General features: G+C 69.5%; 15 protein-coding genes. 11 read left to right on the forward strand and 4 right to left on the reverse strand.

Annotated features, from left to right (window positions below; translation table 11 throughout):
• The first annotated feature begins 189 nt into the window (after positions 1 to 189).
• The 5 genes from HWD99_RS08445 (at position 190) to HWD99_RS08465 (ending at position 5,004) form a co-directional block, all read left to right on the forward strand.
• On the forward strand, positions 190 to 1,515 hold the full coding sequence (locus HWD99_RS08445; protein WP_241795786.1) for an MFS transporter: 1,326 nt from the start codon (positions 190 to 192) through the stop codon (positions 1,513 to 1,515).
• A gap of 95 nt (positions 1,516 to 1,610) precedes the next feature.
• Positions 1,611 to 2,204 (forward strand): TetR/AcrR family transcriptional regulator, encoded by a 594-nt coding sequence (locus HWD99_RS08450; RefSeq protein ID WP_241795787.1) that lies wholly within the window; start codon positions 1,611 to 1,613, stop codon positions 2,202 to 2,204.
• A gap of 44 nt (positions 2,205 to 2,248) precedes the next feature.
• The gene (locus tag HWD99_RS08455) at positions 2,249 to 2,797 is read left to right on the forward strand and encodes a hypothetical protein (protein ID WP_241795788.1); all 549 of its coding nucleotides are present in this window, start codon (positions 2,249 to 2,251) and stop codon (positions 2,795 to 2,797) included.
• A gap of 103 nt (positions 2,798 to 2,900) precedes the next feature.
• The gene (locus tag HWD99_RS08460; RefSeq protein ID WP_241795789.1) at positions 2,901 to 3,467 is read left to right on the forward strand and encodes a helix-turn-helix transcriptional regulator; all 567 of its coding nucleotides are present in this window, start codon (positions 2,901 to 2,903) and stop codon (positions 3,465 to 3,467) included.
• Between the two features lie 10 nt (positions 3,468 to 3,477).
• Positions 3,478 to 5,004 carry a serine hydrolase gene (locus HWD99_RS08465; RefSeq protein ID WP_241795790.1) on the forward strand — a complete coding sequence of 509 codons (1,527 nt, stop codon included), beginning with the start codon at positions 3,478 to 3,480 and terminating at the stop codon, positions 5,002 to 5,004.
• Positions 5,005 to 5,068: 64 nt separating this feature from the next.
• Here HWD99_RS08465 and HWD99_RS08470 read toward each other — a convergent pair whose 3' ends face one another.
• Entirely contained in the window at positions 5,069 to 5,419 is a 351-nt protein-coding gene (locus HWD99_RS08470) for a TraR/DksA C4-type zinc finger protein (RefSeq protein WP_241795791.1), read from the reverse strand.
• A 204-nt stretch (positions 5,420 to 5,623) separates the two neighbouring features.
• Between HWD99_RS08470 and phnD the strand changes: the two genes are divergently transcribed.
• Genes phnD through HWD99_RS08495 form a run of 5 tightly spaced genes read left to right on the forward strand, consistent with a single transcriptional unit; the run spans position 5,624 to position 9,614 of the window.
• Positions 5,624 to 6,526, forward strand: a complete 903-nt coding sequence (gene phnD / locus HWD99_RS08475) for a phosphate/phosphite/phosphonate ABC transporter substrate-binding protein (RefSeq protein WP_241795792.1) — start codon at positions 5,624 to 5,626, stop codon at positions 6,524 to 6,526.
• Complete coding sequence (locus tag HWD99_RS08480) at positions 6,523 to 7,377, forward strand: phosphonate ABC transporter ATP-binding protein (RefSeq protein WP_241795793.1); 855 nt, start codon at positions 6,523 to 6,525, stop codon at positions 7,375 to 7,377. Before phnD ends, HWD99_RS08480 begins: the two co-directional genes overlap by 4 nt.
• A complete protein-coding gene (phnE, locus tag HWD99_RS08485) occupies positions 7,364 to 8,221 on the forward strand; it encodes a phosphonate ABC transporter, permease protein PhnE (protein WP_241795794.1) in 858 nt (285 codons plus the stop codon). The genes HWD99_RS08480 and phnE overlap by 14 nt, the downstream gene beginning before the upstream one ends.
• On the forward strand, positions 8,218 to 8,982 hold the full coding sequence (locus HWD99_RS08490; protein WP_241795795.1) for a tyrosine-protein phosphatase: 765 nt from the start codon (positions 8,218 to 8,220) through the stop codon (positions 8,980 to 8,982). Before phnE ends, HWD99_RS08490 begins: the two co-directional genes overlap by 4 nt.
• A complete protein-coding gene (locus tag HWD99_RS08495; RefSeq protein WP_241795796.1) occupies positions 8,982 to 9,614 on the forward strand; it encodes a TetR-like C-terminal domain-containing protein in 633 nt (210 codons plus the stop codon). The genes HWD99_RS08490 and HWD99_RS08495 overlap by 1 nt, the downstream gene beginning before the upstream one ends.
• 9 nt (positions 9,615 to 9,623) lie before the next feature.
• Here HWD99_RS08495 and HWD99_RS08500 read toward each other — a convergent pair whose 3' ends face one another.
• Entirely contained in the window at positions 9,624 to 12,152 is a 2,529-nt protein-coding gene (locus HWD99_RS08500) for an MMPL family transporter (RefSeq protein WP_241795797.1), read from the reverse strand.
• Between the two features lie 69 nt (positions 12,153 to 12,221).
• On the opposite strand from HWD99_RS08500, the gene HWD99_RS18660 reads away from it, so the two are divergent.
• Positions 12,222 to 12,794, forward strand: coding sequence for a TetR/AcrR family transcriptional regulator (locus HWD99_RS18660; RefSeq protein WP_241795798.1), 573 nt, complete (start codon positions 12,222 to 12,224; stop codon positions 12,792 to 12,794).
• 25 nt (positions 12,795 to 12,819) lie between these two features.
• On the opposite strand, the gene HWD99_RS08510 is transcribed toward HWD99_RS18660, so the two are convergent.
• Positions 12,820 to 13,029, reverse strand: coding sequence for a hypothetical protein (locus tag HWD99_RS08510; RefSeq protein WP_241795799.1), 210 nt, complete (start codon positions 13,027 to 13,029; stop codon positions 12,820 to 12,822).
• Between the two features lie 62 nt (positions 13,030 to 13,091).
• Entirely contained in the window at positions 13,092 to 13,799 is a 708-nt protein-coding gene (locus HWD99_RS08515) for a DUF2786 domain-containing protein (protein WP_241795800.1), read from the reverse strand.
• Between the last annotated feature and the right edge of the window lie 195 nt (positions 13,800 to 13,994).

Genomic DNA, 13,994 nt, shown 5'->3' on the forward strand with positions numbered 1-13,994 from the left:
TGGCGCGGCCCGCGCTCGAACGTGAAAACTTTATCTCCTTAGGTTTTTCTGCACAAGCCGACGCGTCATGTCGGCGGAGGCCTCTTGTGCTGAAAACCTGAAAGGTCTAGGTTTCCAGCGACGGGAGCAGAACGTCGACATCGCAGCGTGGCGGTGCCTTCGGACTCCCACCGGCCGAAGGAGGCAGGTATGAGCGGGTCCGCAGCGGGTATGCCGTCGGGAATGACGACGGCGAGTGCCATCGCGCGAGAGCATCACTGGTTCACCGAACCGACCGAACCGGCGAAGAAGAGTTACGTCGCCTGGCTGCTCATCGCGCAGTTGGTGTTCTTCATCGCCCTCCTGGGGCCGGCCATCGTCGGTATCGGCATCAAGATCCAGTCGCTGGTCGCGGCGGGGGTGATCCCCGAGAACGGAGCCACGGGCGCGGCAGCGATCCTCGGAGGTGTCGGAGCGCTGTTCGCGACCATCGCGAATGTCGTGTTCGGCCGGGTGTCCGACCGCACGACGAGCAGGTGGGGCCGTCGGCGCATCTGGATCGTGCTCGGCACGGTCATCATGACGGTGGCCTTCCTGATCATGGCGCTCGCCCCGAGCCTGCTCGTTGCGACGATCGGGTGGGCCTTCGCCCAGCTCGGCGCGAACATGACGCTTGCGCCGTTCATCGCCACCATCGCTGATCAGGTCCCGAAGTTCCAGCGCGGCACCATCACGGCAGCCCTCGGAATCGCACAGAACGTCGGCATCCTGGGCGGCACATACGTCGCGCAGTTCTTCGTCAATGACCTGGTCATCATGTTCGTGGCCCCGTCGGTGCTCGCGATCGTCGCGATGGTCGTCTTCGCTATCGTGCTTCCTGACCAGGTGCTGCCGACAAAGCCGCCGCGTGCCTCGCTCCGTGACTGGTGGGAGACCTTCTGGGTGAGCCCGGTGCAGCATCCGGACTACGCGCTCGCCTGGTGGTCCCGGTTCCTCATCACGTTTGCAAGCTTCGGATTCACGGCTTTCCGGTACTTCTACCTGCTCAACCACGTCGGTGTCGCGGAGCCCGACATCCCCGCGGTGATCTCGACGAGTGTTCTGATCTACACGGTCGGGCTCGTGGTCGTGAGCATCATCGCAGGCAGGCTGTCGGACAGGCTCGGTCGACGCAAGGTCTTCGTCTGGGCCTCGACAGTGATGTTTGCGGCGGGGACGGTCGGTTTGATCTTCGTGCAGGACATCACGGCGTTCTATGTCCTCGAGGCGTTCCTGGGGATCGCGTACGGCATGTACGTGGGGGTCGATCTGGCGCTCGTCGTCGACGTGCTGCCCAATCCTGACGACTCCGGAAAGGACTTGGGCGTCTTCAACATCGCCAACGCTCTGCCGCAGACGTTCGCACCCCTCATCGGCGGGCTCATCGTCTACATCGGGAGCGAGAACGGCAACAACTACGGTCTCTGGTTCTCGATATGCGGGGTGCTGGCGCTGATAGGCGCGGTCGTGATCTTCCCGATCAAGAGTGTGAAGTAGCGGGGAGGGGCGGCGGGGGTCGGATGCGCAGGGGGAGACATCCGGTTCCCGCAGCCGCACTCGGGCTGTTCATCGGATTCTCCTAGACTGACCAGATGACGCGACGGGGACAGTACGCGAAGGGTGCGGCCAAGCGCGCCGAGATCCTCGCGGTCGCGCTCGACGTCGTCGCCGAGATGGGCACGCGCAAGTCGTCGAATCGCGAGATCGCCGCCCGGGTCGGGCTGACGCAGCCGGGGCTGATGCACTACTTCCGCACGCGAGAAGATCTGTTCGTCGAGGTGCTGCGCGCCCGCGATGCACGCGACCACGAGCAGTTCTATTCGCCGGATCAGGGGTTCCAGGGCTTTCTCGACGTGATCGCCCACAACGCCACGGTGCCGGGACTCGTGCGGCTGTACGTCGAGTACTCGGCCGAGGCGACCATCGAGGGGCATCCGGCGAGGGCGTACTTCGAAGAGCGCTTCGCCTGGGTGCGCGCTCTCGTGATCGAATCCGTCGAGAGCGAGCAGGCCGCCGAGACCATGGGGACAGGCGTCGACGTCCCGTACGTCGCCGATCTGATGATCGCCGCGGCCGACGGGCTGCAGGTGCAGTGGCTCCTCGATCCCTCGATCGACATGGCCGCTCGGCTGTCGAGGCTGTGGGAGGGCATCCGCGCGACGTCCTGGACGCCGATCGAGGCCTGAGCCGGACCCTCGAGAAACGCCCGGTCGGTCGATAGCCTGGCCGCATGATCATCGACGATTTCCCGCGTGACCTGCTCATGACCGGTGCGATCTTCGGGATCGCGGCGTTCGTCTGGGCGGGGTGGGCGCAGGAGCGTCCGCCGAAGCCGGGGATCTGGCGGGTGATCCTCGGGGTGCTGAGCCTCGGCGGTGCGGCGCTGGCGGGAGTCAGCCTGCCCACGGCGATCCGCAACTGGGAGCTGCCGACGGCGATCACCTGGGGCGGCGCGGCGTCGACCTGGTACGTGATCGTCTTCTGGATCGAGGTCGTCGCGATCATCGTCCTGGCGATCTGGGCGACCAGGCGTCGGCGGGGCGATCTGATCGCGCCGCTGGTGCTCGCGGTCGTCGGCATCCACTTCATCCCGCTGGCGTGGGTGTTCATGCAGCCGGTGTTCGTCTTCGCGGGGGTGCTGCTGACGGTGGCGGCCGCCGTCGCCGCGCTGGTCCCCGACAGGGATGCCGCACGCAGCTTCTGGTGCGGCATCGTCGCCGCCCCGATCCTGCTGATCGTCGGCGTGAGCTGCGCGGTGATCGCCTTCGGGGCGCTCTGACAGCGCTCTGACAGCGCTCTGGCGGCGCTCTGACGGCGCCGTCAAAGCGCCGCTTGGAAAGAGTCGGTTTTACGTAATTACGAAGTTTTGCTACGGTCAAAACATGGAAGCCGACGAGCAGAACGCGATCGAACGCCGTCTCGACGAGCTCGAGAGAGAGGTCGCCCGCCTCTCGGCGCTCGCCGACGCGGGGCCTGCGACGCCTGCGGATGCCGGGTCCGCCGCCGCGCCTCGTGCGGAGGCGCCGGACGACGCCGAGCCGGACGCATCCGCCGACGATCCGCTGTGGTTCGTCAACGAGCTCGGTCGCCGCGCACCCGGTGCGGTGATGATGGCCGGGGCCGTCGAGACGTCGGCGGGTCCGATCCGCTGGCAGTACGGGCTGTACGCCGAGAAGCTGCTCTCCGAGGACTGGAGCGACCTCGCCCGCCCCCTCGAGGCGCTCGGGCACCCCGCCCGCCTCGAACTGGTGCGTCAGGTGATGCGCGGCGCCCACACGACGGCCGAGCTTCTCGAGCTCGAGCACCTCGCGTCGTCGGGCCAGCTGTACCACCACCTGCGTCAGCTCGTGACCGCGGGCTGGCTCGTCTCGCCGCGTCGCGGGTACTACGAGGTTCCCGGCGCGCGCGTCGTTCCCCTCCTCGTCCTGACCATGATCGCCTCGAGCTGAGGAGCCCCCGATGACCTCCCCGACCCCCACCGACCTCGACCCCACGTCCACACCGGATGCTCCGCGCCGCCGCCCCACGCGGGCGATCCTCGCCGTCATCGGAGCGGCCGCCGTCATCGGCGTCGGCGTCGGCGCGGCGATCGGTCCGCAGCATCAGACCGTGAGCGCATCCACCTCGGGCGATGCCGCGCTCGCCGACCGCATCCGCTCGCTGCCGGGCAGCCTCGACAGCTTCCGCGCGCTCTCGGTCGCCGAGATCGGGCCCGACGGAACTGTCTTCGCGGGGCTCGGCGACGCCGACCCGTCGGCCCCCGGTGCGCCGGGTCCCGACGCGGTGTTCGAGCTGGGCTCCATCACCAAGACCTTCACCGGCGCGCTGTTCGCCGACGCCATCGAGCGGGGCGAGGTCGCGCCCGACGACGAGCTCGCGCAGCACCTGACCGAGCTCGAGGGCACGCCCGCCGGCGGAGTGACCCTGGCCTCGCTGTCGCAGCACACGTCAGGGCTGCCCGGTCTCGGGGCCACGGCAGAGGAGGGATCCGTCGCGAGCGTGCTCTTCAACGAGAACGCGTACTCGTCCACGACGACCGAGCAGCTCATCGCCGACGCGGCGATCGCGCCCGTCGACCCGGATCAGGGGTCGGTGTACTCGAACTTCGCGGTATCGCTTCTCGGCACAGCCCTCGTCGAGGCCGCCGGAGCCGACGACTACGCCGCGCTGCTGCACGACCGCATCACGCAGCCGCTGGGCATGGACGACACGGTCGTCGCGGCCACCGCCGCAGAGGTGCCCGCCGACGCCGTGCCCGGCTTCCTGATCAACGGCACCCCCGCGACGCGCTGGTGGGGTGAGGGATACCTCCCGGCAGGTGCGTCGACCTTCACGACCGCCGCGGATCTCGCCACCTGGGCACAGGCCAACCTCGACGGCAGCGCCCCCGGCGCGGCCGCGCTCGAGCCGACCGGCACCATGGCCGAGGGCGTCGACATCGGCTGGGGCTGGATCACCTCGGCCTCGTTCACGGGCGAGGGCACCCAGACCTGGCACAACGGAGGGACGGCCGGCTTCCGCACCATCCTCACGCTCGACCGGGAGGCCGGCACCGCCTTCCTCGCGCTGTCGAACACTTCGGCCCCCGCCGACTACATCGCGATGTCGTACGCCTCGGGCGCCCCGATCACCGGCGTCGCCGAGCCCTCCGTCATCCTGGGCTGGGGTCTGTTCGGAATCGCCCTGCTGTTCGGGGCGATCGCCCTGATCCGCGCAGTGCGGGCGACGTCGCTGCTGCCCTCGATCAGCGACCTGATCTGGGCGACGGGAGGACTGCTGCTGCTTTGGAACTCGGGGCCGTGGTTCGCTGTCGGCGGCTGGGTGTGGGGCATCGCACTGGCTCCGGCGCTCGCCGCGGTGGGCGTGCTCGCGCTGCGGGCATCCCGTACACCGCTGCCGTTCCTCCCTCGCCGCCGTGCCTGGTTCTGGTGGCCGGTCGCCGCGCTCGGTCTGGTCTTCGCGGTGGTGACGGCCTTCCTCTGGTGACGCCTTCCGCTGATGACGGTCTTCCCGTGGTGAGGGCACGCTCCGGTGGGCGCGGAGGGGCGGCTCAGAGCCCGAGCTCCTCCGCACACGCGACGCAGTGCGTGGCGAACGGCCGCACCTCGAGGCGGGCGGTCGCGATCGGTCGGCCGCAGTGCGCGCACACCCCGTAAGTGCCGGCCTCCAGCCGTGCGATCGCCTCGTCGACCTGCCGCAGTTCGGTCGCCGCGGCCTCGGCGAGCCCGGTCAGTCGTGACCACTCCGACGAGAGCGTGACCCCCTCGGGGTCGTGCTCGTCGTCGTCGTTCGAGCTCTCCCGGTCGTGGGTGAGTTCGGCGAGCGCGGCCGCCGTCACCGCGATGCGGTCGCCCGCCTGCGCGCGCAGGGCGTCGAGGCGTGCACGGGCATCCGACGTCATCCGCACACTCTAGACCCGGCCACCCCCATCCCCCTTCCCCGTTCTCCCGGCCCCCTTCCCCGGTGGCCTGCCCGGTCGCCCGTCACCAGTCGTTCACTCAGCGTTCCGTTTCGAGTACGGCGGTCTCGTAATTGCGCGACACCTTCAGGAGTTGGAATACCCGTGTTCTCGGAATTCGGGAACATCTCCTCCCGAAAGGTCATCATGCGCCGCCTCACCCTGCCCGCCGTCGGCCTCCTCGGCCTCGCCGCCCTCGCTCTGACCGGCTGCCAGAGCCCGTCTGCCGAGGCGGCCCCGGCCGACCCGAACGCTCCGATCACGATCGCCACGATCCCCGTCGGCGAGGACCCCACCGCCGAGAACCCCATCGAGGTCTTCTCCGAACTCCTCGAGGAGGCCACGGGGCGCGACGTCGAGGTGACCGACGTGCCCGACTACCTGAGCGTCGTCGAGGCGATCCGCGCCGACCACGTCGACATCGGCATCATGAGCGGCTTCCCCTCGGCGCTCGCCGTGAACACGGGCGAGGTCGACGCCCTCGTCGCGTTCCAGGGCGACGGCAAGCCGGTCTCGACCTGCGTCGTGCTGAACGACTCGTCGATCCAGACGGTCGAGGACCTCGCGGGCACCACCGTCGCGTTCGCCGACCAGGCCTCGAGCTCGGGCTACTTCATGCCGGTGTACATGCTGCACGAGGCGGGCCTCGAACAGGGCACCGACTACGAGGCGATCTTCGCCGGCGGCCACGAGGGCAGCTTCGCGGCGCTCGAACAGGGACAGGTGGATGCCGCCTGCACCGCCGTCATGCTCACAGAGCTCGGCGCTCCGATGTTCCCGTTCGCCGACGGCGAGTGGCGTGCGGTGGGGGAGAGCCCGGCCATGGACATCCAGGGTGCGGTGCTCGGACGCCAGTCGCTCGACGCCGACACCCGCACGCTGATCCAAGAGGGCATCGCCGAGGTCTTCTCGCCCGAGAACGCCGAGCGCCTCGGCGCGTATGGCGCCTTCGCCGCGGCCGAGCAGACGGTCGACCCCGCCGCCTCGTCGTTCGAGTCGTTCGCCGAGATCGCCGCGGTCGCCGGTGTCGAGCTCAAGGACCTCAAGTGACGAGTCCCGCACTCGCGGGGGCGGATGCCGCGGCATCCGCCCTTCCCGCCTCAGGTCCCCGCACCCCCACGGCCGAACTCCGCCAGGCTCTGCCCCTCGTGACCGTGCGCGACCTCAGCGTCGCGTACGACACCACGACGGTGCTCGACGGCGTCGACCTCGATCTCTTCCCGGGCGAGATGGTCGCGCTGCTCGGAGCCTCCGGGTCGGGCAAGTCGACGCTGATGCGCAGCCTCACCGGGTTCGCGCCGATCTCGGCGGGGTCCGTGCGGGTCGCGGGCCACGACGTCACGAACCTCGCGCGCGGCGAGCTGCGCACCCTGCGGTCGGATGTCGGGCAGGTGTTCCAGCAGTTCAATCTGATCCCGCGCCTGAGCGTGCTGACCAACGTGCTCACCGGCGCACTGCACGGTGCCGGACCCATCAACATGATCGGCGGATTCTCGAACGCGCATCGTCGCCGCGCGCTCGAACTGCTCGACCGGGTGGGCATCGCGCACAAGGCGGGTGCGCCCGCGCGGTCGCTCTCGGGCGGACAGCAGCAGCGCGTCGCCATCGCCCGCGCGCTCATGCAGCAGCCCAAGGTGATCCTCGCCGACGAGCCGGTCGCATCACTCGACCCCAAGCTCGCCGACAGCGTGCTCGACCTGCTGCGCGAGATCGCCACCGACGACGGCATTCCGGTGCTGGTCAGCCTGCACGTGCTGCCGCTGGCCCTCGCGCACAGCGACCGCATCATCGGCCTGCGGCACGGACGGATGCTGGTCGCCGGCGCCACCTCGCAGCTGGATGCCGCGGCGCTGTCGCCTCTCTACGACGACGACGAGGAGCACGACGATGACGCTCACTGACCCTCGCCCCACTGAGCAGTCGAAGGACCGCCCGACCACCCGCCCCGTGCTCGACGCGTCCGAGCGGTCGCGCCTCGAGCGGGCCTTCCGCGTGCCTCGCGCGCGCTTCCTGATCGGTCTGCCGATCGCCGCGCTGATCCTGATCTGGTCGTTCAACGGCGCAGGGTTCGACTTCGTGAAGCTGGGCGACGGCGCGATCAACATGGGCGAGTTCCTGTCGCGCCTCTTCCCGCCGGACTTCTCGAAGATCGGCACGATCCTCGCGCTGCTGCTCGAGACGTTCCAGATGGCGGTCGTCGGCACGGTGCTCGGCGCCGTGCTGTCGCTGCTCGTCGCCTTCGGGGCGTCATCGAACATCGCGCCGACGTGGGTCTACTACCCGACCCGCTGGGTGATGAACATCATCCGCTCGGTGCCCGATCTCGTGTTCGCGCTGATGTTCGTCTCGGCGGTCGGGCTCGGGCCGTTCGCCGGCATCCTGGCCATGACCCTCGGGTCCATCGGGTCGATCGGCAAGATCTTCGCCGAGGCCATGGAGCAGGTCGACCGCGGACCCGTCGTGGCGATGCAGGCCGTCGGAGCGTCGAAGCGGCAGGTCATCCAGTACGGCATCCTGCCGCAGGCCGCGCCCCTGCTCACCTCATACACGCTGCTGCTGTTCGAGGGCAACGTGCGCGGCGCGACGATCCTCGGCCTCGTCGGCGCGGGTGGCATCGGCCTCGAGCTGACCACTGCGATGCGCATGTACGACTACGGCCACCTCAGCGCCATCATCATCTGCATCATCGTGCTCGTCACGCTGATCGACCAGGGCAGCGCCCTCATCCGAAGGAGAATCACATGACCATCGCCGACGTCGACCTCGTGCTCAGCGCCCCCGTGAACCTGCGGGATCTCGGCGGCATCCCCATCGACGGCGGAGTGCTGCGCGAAGGCCTCGCGATCCGCACCGACGACCTCGCGTACGTCACGACCGAGGTCGCCGCGCAGCTGGTCGCCGGCGGGCTCACGGCCGTCATCGATCTGCGTTCGCCGCTCGAGGTCTCGGTCACCGGGCGCGGGCCGCTCGCAGAGTATCCCGTCGCGTACCACCACCTGCCGCTGATCGCGGATGTCGGACGCTCGATGGGCGACGAGGGCCCGGAGCTCAGCCACGAGGGCATGGCGCAGATGTACCTGCGCATGGTCGAGGTCGCGGCGCCCCAGCTCGTGACGGCGCTCAGCGTGATCGCGCACACGCCGGGGGCCGCGGCGTTCCACTGCGCGGCCGGCCGCGATCGCACCGGTGTGCTCGCGGCCATGCTGCTGCTCGCCCTGGGTGCGCAGGATGACGACATCGTCGCCGACTACGCCCGCACGGGCGACAACATGGTGGCGATCATGCAGCGCACGGCCCCGGTGATGGGCGCGATGTGGAAGGCACTCGGCTTCGATGCCTCGGCCGTCGACAAGACGTCGTCGCTGCTGGAGGGCTCGATGGACGTGTCGATGCGCACGCTCCTCGACACGCTGCGCGCCCAGCACGGCGACCCTCTCGGTCCGCTGCGCGCGGCCGGGCTGTCTGAGGCGACCATCCAGCGGCTGCGCGAACGGGCGCGGGTCTGATGACGGTCGTCGATCAGGATGCCGGGGTGACGGTGCGCCGTCGCCCCGGTCGTCCGCGTGATGAGGACATGGACGGTCAGATCGTGGCCGCCACGCTGGCGATCATCGACGCCGGGCAGGAGGTGACGGTCAGCCGCGTGGTCACGCAGAGCGGAGTGAGCCGTGCGGCCCTGTACCGGCGGTGGCCGTCGCTGACGACCCTGATCGCTGCGGCCCTCGATGTCGGACGCACGGTTCCGCCCGAGTACCCCGATGACGTCGATCTTCGCGATGCGCTGTTCGACGGGCTCGGTCTGGGCGAGAGCGGAGTGGCGCTGTCGGTCGCGGCATCCGGATACTCCGAGGAGCGGTTCCGCCAGCGCATCCGCCTCGTCATGGCAGACCGCGCGCTGCAGAAGGCGTACTGGCAGTCGCACGTCTCGCGGCGGCGGGTGCCGTTGCTGAACGCGCTGCGCGCCGGCATCCATCGCGGTGAGCTGCGGTCCGATCTCGACGTCGAGGCCTGCTTCGACGCGATCGCCGGAGCCGCGTACTACCAGGTCGTCGTCCGCGGCGACCGCATGGACGACCCGGCCGTCGCGACGCGCATGCGGGCCGCGGTCGAGGTCGTGTGGCGCGGGATGGTGGCCTGAGGCCGGCGCTCACGCCTCCGGGCTCGGCACCACCGGCACGGCATCCGTCCGCACCCCGGGGTGGTCGCGCTCGAGCGCGGCGCCCTCCATGTCGACGTTGGGAAGGATGCGGTCGAGCCACCGCGGCAGCCACCACGCCGAGCGGCCGAGCAGGTGCATGAGCGCCGGCATGAGCAGCATCCGCACGACGAAGGCGTCGAGGAGCACGCCGAAGGCGAGGCCGAATCCGATCGAGCGGATGATCGTCGACTCCGAGAAGATGAACCCGCCGAACACAGAGACCATGATGAGCGCGGCGGCGATGACGACCGAGCGACCGGCGCGGAAGCCCTGGGCGACGGCATCCCGAGCCGAGGCTCCGTGCACGTACGCCTCGCGCATTCCCGAGGCGAGGAACAGCTGATAGTCCATCGCGAGCCCGAACAGGATGCCGACGAGGATCACCGGCAGGAAGCTCAGGATCGGCCCCGTGCTGTGGAGTCCGATCAGGTCGGCGCCCCAGCCGAACTGGAACACCGCCACGATCAGGCCATAGGTCGCGAAGAGCGAGAGCACGAACCCTCCGGTCGCGATGATCGGCACCAGCAGCGAGCGGAACACGACGATCATGATGAGCAGCGAGAGGCCGACGACGACCACGAGGTAGATCGGCAGCACACCGGCGAGGGCCTCGGAGATGTCGATGTTGATCGCGGCCTGGCCGGCCACCCCGAGCGTGATGCCGCCGTCGAGCTGCGGCAGAGCCCGGATGTCCTGCACGAGCCTCTCGGTCGACGAGCTGTTCGGTCCTTCGGCCGGCAGCACCTGGAAGGCGAGCAGGGTGTTGTCGTCGGATGCGGCGATGGGGGCGACCGCGACGACGTCGTCCTGATCGGAGAGCGTCTGCGCGATCTCGACCTGGGTCGCGAGCAGGTCGTCGTCGCTCACGGCGTCGTCGAGGGTCGCGGTGACGAGCAGCGGACCGTTCGCGCCTTCGCCGAACTGCTCGTCGACGATGTGGAACGCGCGGTAGCTCGTCGAGTCCGACGGCTCGCTCGCACCGTCGGGCAGTCCGAGACGCATCGACATCGAGGGGATGGCGACGATCAGCAGGGCGACGACGCTCACGATCACGGTGGTGATCGCGCGCAGAGTCGACATCTGCCGCACGGGCGTGCCCGCGGCGTGCGGCTGACCGATCGTCGTGCGGGCCTTCTTGCTGAGCAGGCGCGTGCCGACGAGGCCGAGCACCGCGGGGGCGAGCGTGATCGCGACGAGCACGGCGACCGCGACGCAGACCGCGCCGACGGTGCCCATGAGCCCGAGGAACGGGACGCCGGTGACGTTGAGGGCGAGCAGCGCGACGATGACCGTGGTTCCGGCGAACACGACGGCGGTACCCGAGGTGCCGGTCGCGAGGCCGATGGATTCGCGCACCGGAACGCCGTTGAGCAGCTGCTTGCGGTGTCGGTTGACGATGAAGAGCGAGTAGTCGATGCCGACGGCGAGGCCGAGCATGACACCGAGCACCGGGGTGACGGATGCCATGTCGACGACACCCGAGAAGGCGAGGGAGGCGGTCACGCCGACGCCGACGCCGACCACCGCCGTGACGATCGGCAGGGCCGCGCCGATGAGGGTGCCGAGCATCACGATCAGCACCACGGCGGCGAACGCGAGGCCGATCGCCTCTCCGACGCCGAAGATCTCGGGCACACCCTGCGCGATGTCGGTGCCGAAGTCGACCTCGACGCCGTCGATCGACGACGATGCGAAGTGGTCGATCGTGCCCTGCTTGACCTCTTCGGAGAGCTCGAGGCGGGGGTCTTCGAACGAGACGTTGACGATGGCCGTCGAGCCGTCGTCGGAGACGACGCCGATGCCGTTCGTGAGGTCGAGGAGTGTGGAGCCGAGCTCGACCTGCTCGGCGTTGTCGGCGAGCTCGGTCCGCGAGTCGTCGATCGTCCTCTGCTGTGCGTCGACCTCGGCGAGCTGGGACTCGAGTGCCGAGAGCTGCGCGTCGAGAGCGGCGAGCTGCTCGGCCGGGGCGCCCGCGGCGTCGGCCTGCGCGCGTGCGGCCGTGAGCTGCTCGAGTCCGGCGTCGAGCTGCGCGCGCCCGGCGTCGAGCTGGGCCTGGCCGGCATCGAGCTGGGTCCGCCCGTCGGCGATCTGCTTCTCGCCGTCGGCCAGCTGCTGCGCCTGATCGGCCTGCTGCTGCTGGGCGTCGAACGGGTCGACGACCGAGGCCACGCCGTCGAGGTCTTCGGCGCTCGCCGCCAGTGCGGAGATCTGCTGCTTCTGGTCGTCGGTGAAGGCCGAGCCGTCGGTCGTCTGATAGACCACGGTGCCCGTGCCGCCCGCGGTGTCCGGCAGCTTCTCGGCGAGCTGGTCGGTCACGGCACCCGATGCGGTGCCGGGGATGTCGAAGCTGTTGCTCAGGGTGCCGCCGAGCGTGAGGAACGCGCCGACGCCGATGCCGAGGATCACGATCCACGAGACGATCACCGTCCACGCCTTGCGCGCAGCGAGGGAACCCAGACGGTAGAGCAGTGCAGCCACGACGATCTCCTTCAGACGAACTGATCATACGGTGCGTCTCGTCTAGAGTTCTGTGGTTATCCTGAACGTGTGGTGAACGAGCATCGGAGCGGACCCGTGCGCAGCACGGCTGCCCGTGAGGCGATCCTCGACGCGACCTCGCGCCTGTTCCACAATCAGGGATACGACCGGCTGACGATCGAGGGCATCGCGAAGGAGGCCGGCGTCGGCAAGCAGACGATCTACCGGTGGTGGCCGTCGCGCGGAGCCCTGATCGGCGAATGCCTCGCCGAAGGACGCCTGATCCCCGTCGATTTCATCGTCCCCGACACCGGAGACCTCTCCGCCGACGTCGAGACCTGGCTGCGCAGCGTGCTCTCCATCCTCGAAGCGCCCGAGGGCGGTGCCCTGCTCCGGTCGCTGGTCGCGGCGGCCACCGAGGATGCCGGTGTGGGCGCCCACCTGGGCGACAGCCTCGGCGTCGAGAAGTACCTGACCGAGCGCCTGCGCGGCGGCATCCGCGACGGGCAGCTCTCGACGGGAGCCCCCGTCGAACAGCTCGGACGTGCGATTCTCGGTGCGATCATCGTCGAGTCGCTCGGGCGTGAGGAGCACGACCCCGAGTCGATCGTCGAGTTGACGCGCTACCTGTTCCGGCGCTGACGCCGACCGCGGTGGCGTGCTGCCGTCATGCCGACGGCGTCTCCGAGCACGCGGCGGCTCGACGCCGCTCCGCACGCCAGTCCGCTGCGCCCCGGACGAACATCGCGGCAGCGCCGGCGAACGTCACGACGACGGTCAGGATCGACCACCACTCGGGCTGCACGGTCGGCAGAATGAGCATCGACGCACCGAGGCTCGATGCTCCTCCGAGGAACCAGAATCCGGACTCGTCCATCTGGGCAGCATAGCGCTCGCAGGACGACGGACATGCGTCGGAACCGTCGCGCCGACACGACGTCATCTCGCGGCCACCGAGCGGCCACCGGTCTGCGCCTGCCGACCCGATCGATGCCCGTGCGCCCACGAACCGGCATCCGCTGTGCGTCGACGCCTCGCGTGCGACGTGTGCATCTCGTCGACCGCCGCATCGACGCGGCTCCGCCGGGAGGCGAGAACGAGTTCGGTGCCGGCGCCGCTCTCTTCGACGGTGACGCGTCGGCTCTCGGCGATGCGGCTCATGGCGCCGACCGCGAAGCCGCGCAGGAACCCGCTGCGAGCACGCCGCTTCACCCCCTCGCGCTGATCGACGTAGAAATCGCGATGCTCGAGCCACCAGCTGCGCATGGCGACCATCGCCTGCACCTGCAGGCTGGCCGTCAGCGTCTGGACCTGGCTCACATCCGACGAATGCCCGACCAGGAGCAGACCCGCGATCGGCGGGTACTCGGCGAGCAGCGGACGCACCGCGCCGAGCGCGGTGGCCACACCGATGCCGATCTCGCGCAGATCCTTCGCGTAGACGCCGCGGAACAGCATCCGCTCGGTGACGATCTGCTCCTGTGCCTGCCCGAGAAGCCCCCGTCGTTCGTCGATCTGCGCCTGCTCGATCCCGTACTTCACGATGAGTCGCTCGGCGTGCTCGGTCAGAGCCTCGGCCTCTTCGGGCGTGGTGCTCTCGGCCTTCGCCAGCAGTTTGGCGATCAGGTCGAGTTTGGCTTCGGTCATGGCATCCCCCTTGGATCTGTGATGCCTCGAATCCTTCGCCGGGGTACCTACATTCGGGTACCGGATTCCAGGGTCCGTGGACGAACCCGGGTCACGGGTGCCGGTGCAGAAGAGGACGCCGCGCGGTCGGACGGGCACGGGTTCGGACCCGGCCGTCGACACGTCGCCACATCGGTCGGGTGCACCGGGCTGTCG

It is taken from the genome of Microbacterium sp. C5A9 (assembly GCF_022627955.1).
Lineage (GTDB): Bacteria > Actinomycetota > Actinomycetes > Actinomycetales > Microbacteriaceae > Microbacterium.

Bases quoted from the DNA above. Each gene is read 5' to 3' on its own strand.
- HWD99_RS08445 (WP_241795786.1), top strand. From the start codon at position 190: ATGAGCGGGTCCGCAGCGGGTATGCCGTCGGGAATGACGACGGCGAGT.
- HWD99_RS08450 (WP_241795787.1), top strand. From the start codon at position 1,611: ATGACGCGACGGGGACAGTACGCGAAGGGTGCGGCCAAGCGCGCCGAG.
- HWD99_RS08455 (WP_241795788.1), top strand. From the start codon at position 2,249: ATGATCATCGACGATTTCCCGCGTGACCTGCTCATGACCGGTGCGATC.
- HWD99_RS08460 (WP_241795789.1), top strand. From the start codon at position 2,901: ATGGAAGCCGACGAGCAGAACGCGATCGAACGCCGTCTCGACGAGCTC.
- HWD99_RS08465 (WP_241795790.1), top strand. From the start codon at position 3,478: ATGACCTCCCCGACCCCCACCGACCTCGACCCCACGTCCACACCGGAT.
- HWD99_RS08470 (WP_241795791.1), bottom strand. From the start codon at position 5,419: ATGACGTCGGATGCCCGTGCACGCCTCGACGCCCTGCGCGCGCAGGCG.
- phnD (WP_241795792.1), top strand. From the start codon at position 5,624: ATGCGCCGCCTCACCCTGCCCGCCGTCGGCCTCCTCGGCCTCGCCGCC.
- phnE (WP_241795794.1), top strand. From the start codon at position 7,364: ATGACGCTCACTGACCCTCGCCCCACTGAGCAGTCGAAGGACCGCCCG.
- HWD99_RS08490 (WP_241795795.1), top strand. From the start codon at position 8,218: ATGACCATCGCCGACGTCGACCTCGTGCTCAGCGCCCCCGTGAACCTG.
- HWD99_RS08495 (WP_241795796.1), top strand. From the start codon at position 8,982: ATGACGGTCGTCGATCAGGATGCCGGGGTGACGGTGCGCCGTCGCCCC.
- HWD99_RS08510 (WP_241795799.1), bottom strand. From the start codon at position 13,029: ATGGACGAGTCCGGATTCTGGTTCCTCGGAGGAGCATCGAGCCTCGGT.
- HWD99_RS08515 (WP_241795800.1), bottom strand. From the start codon at position 13,799: ATGACCGAAGCCAAACTCGACCTGATCGCCAAACTGCTGGCGAAGGCC.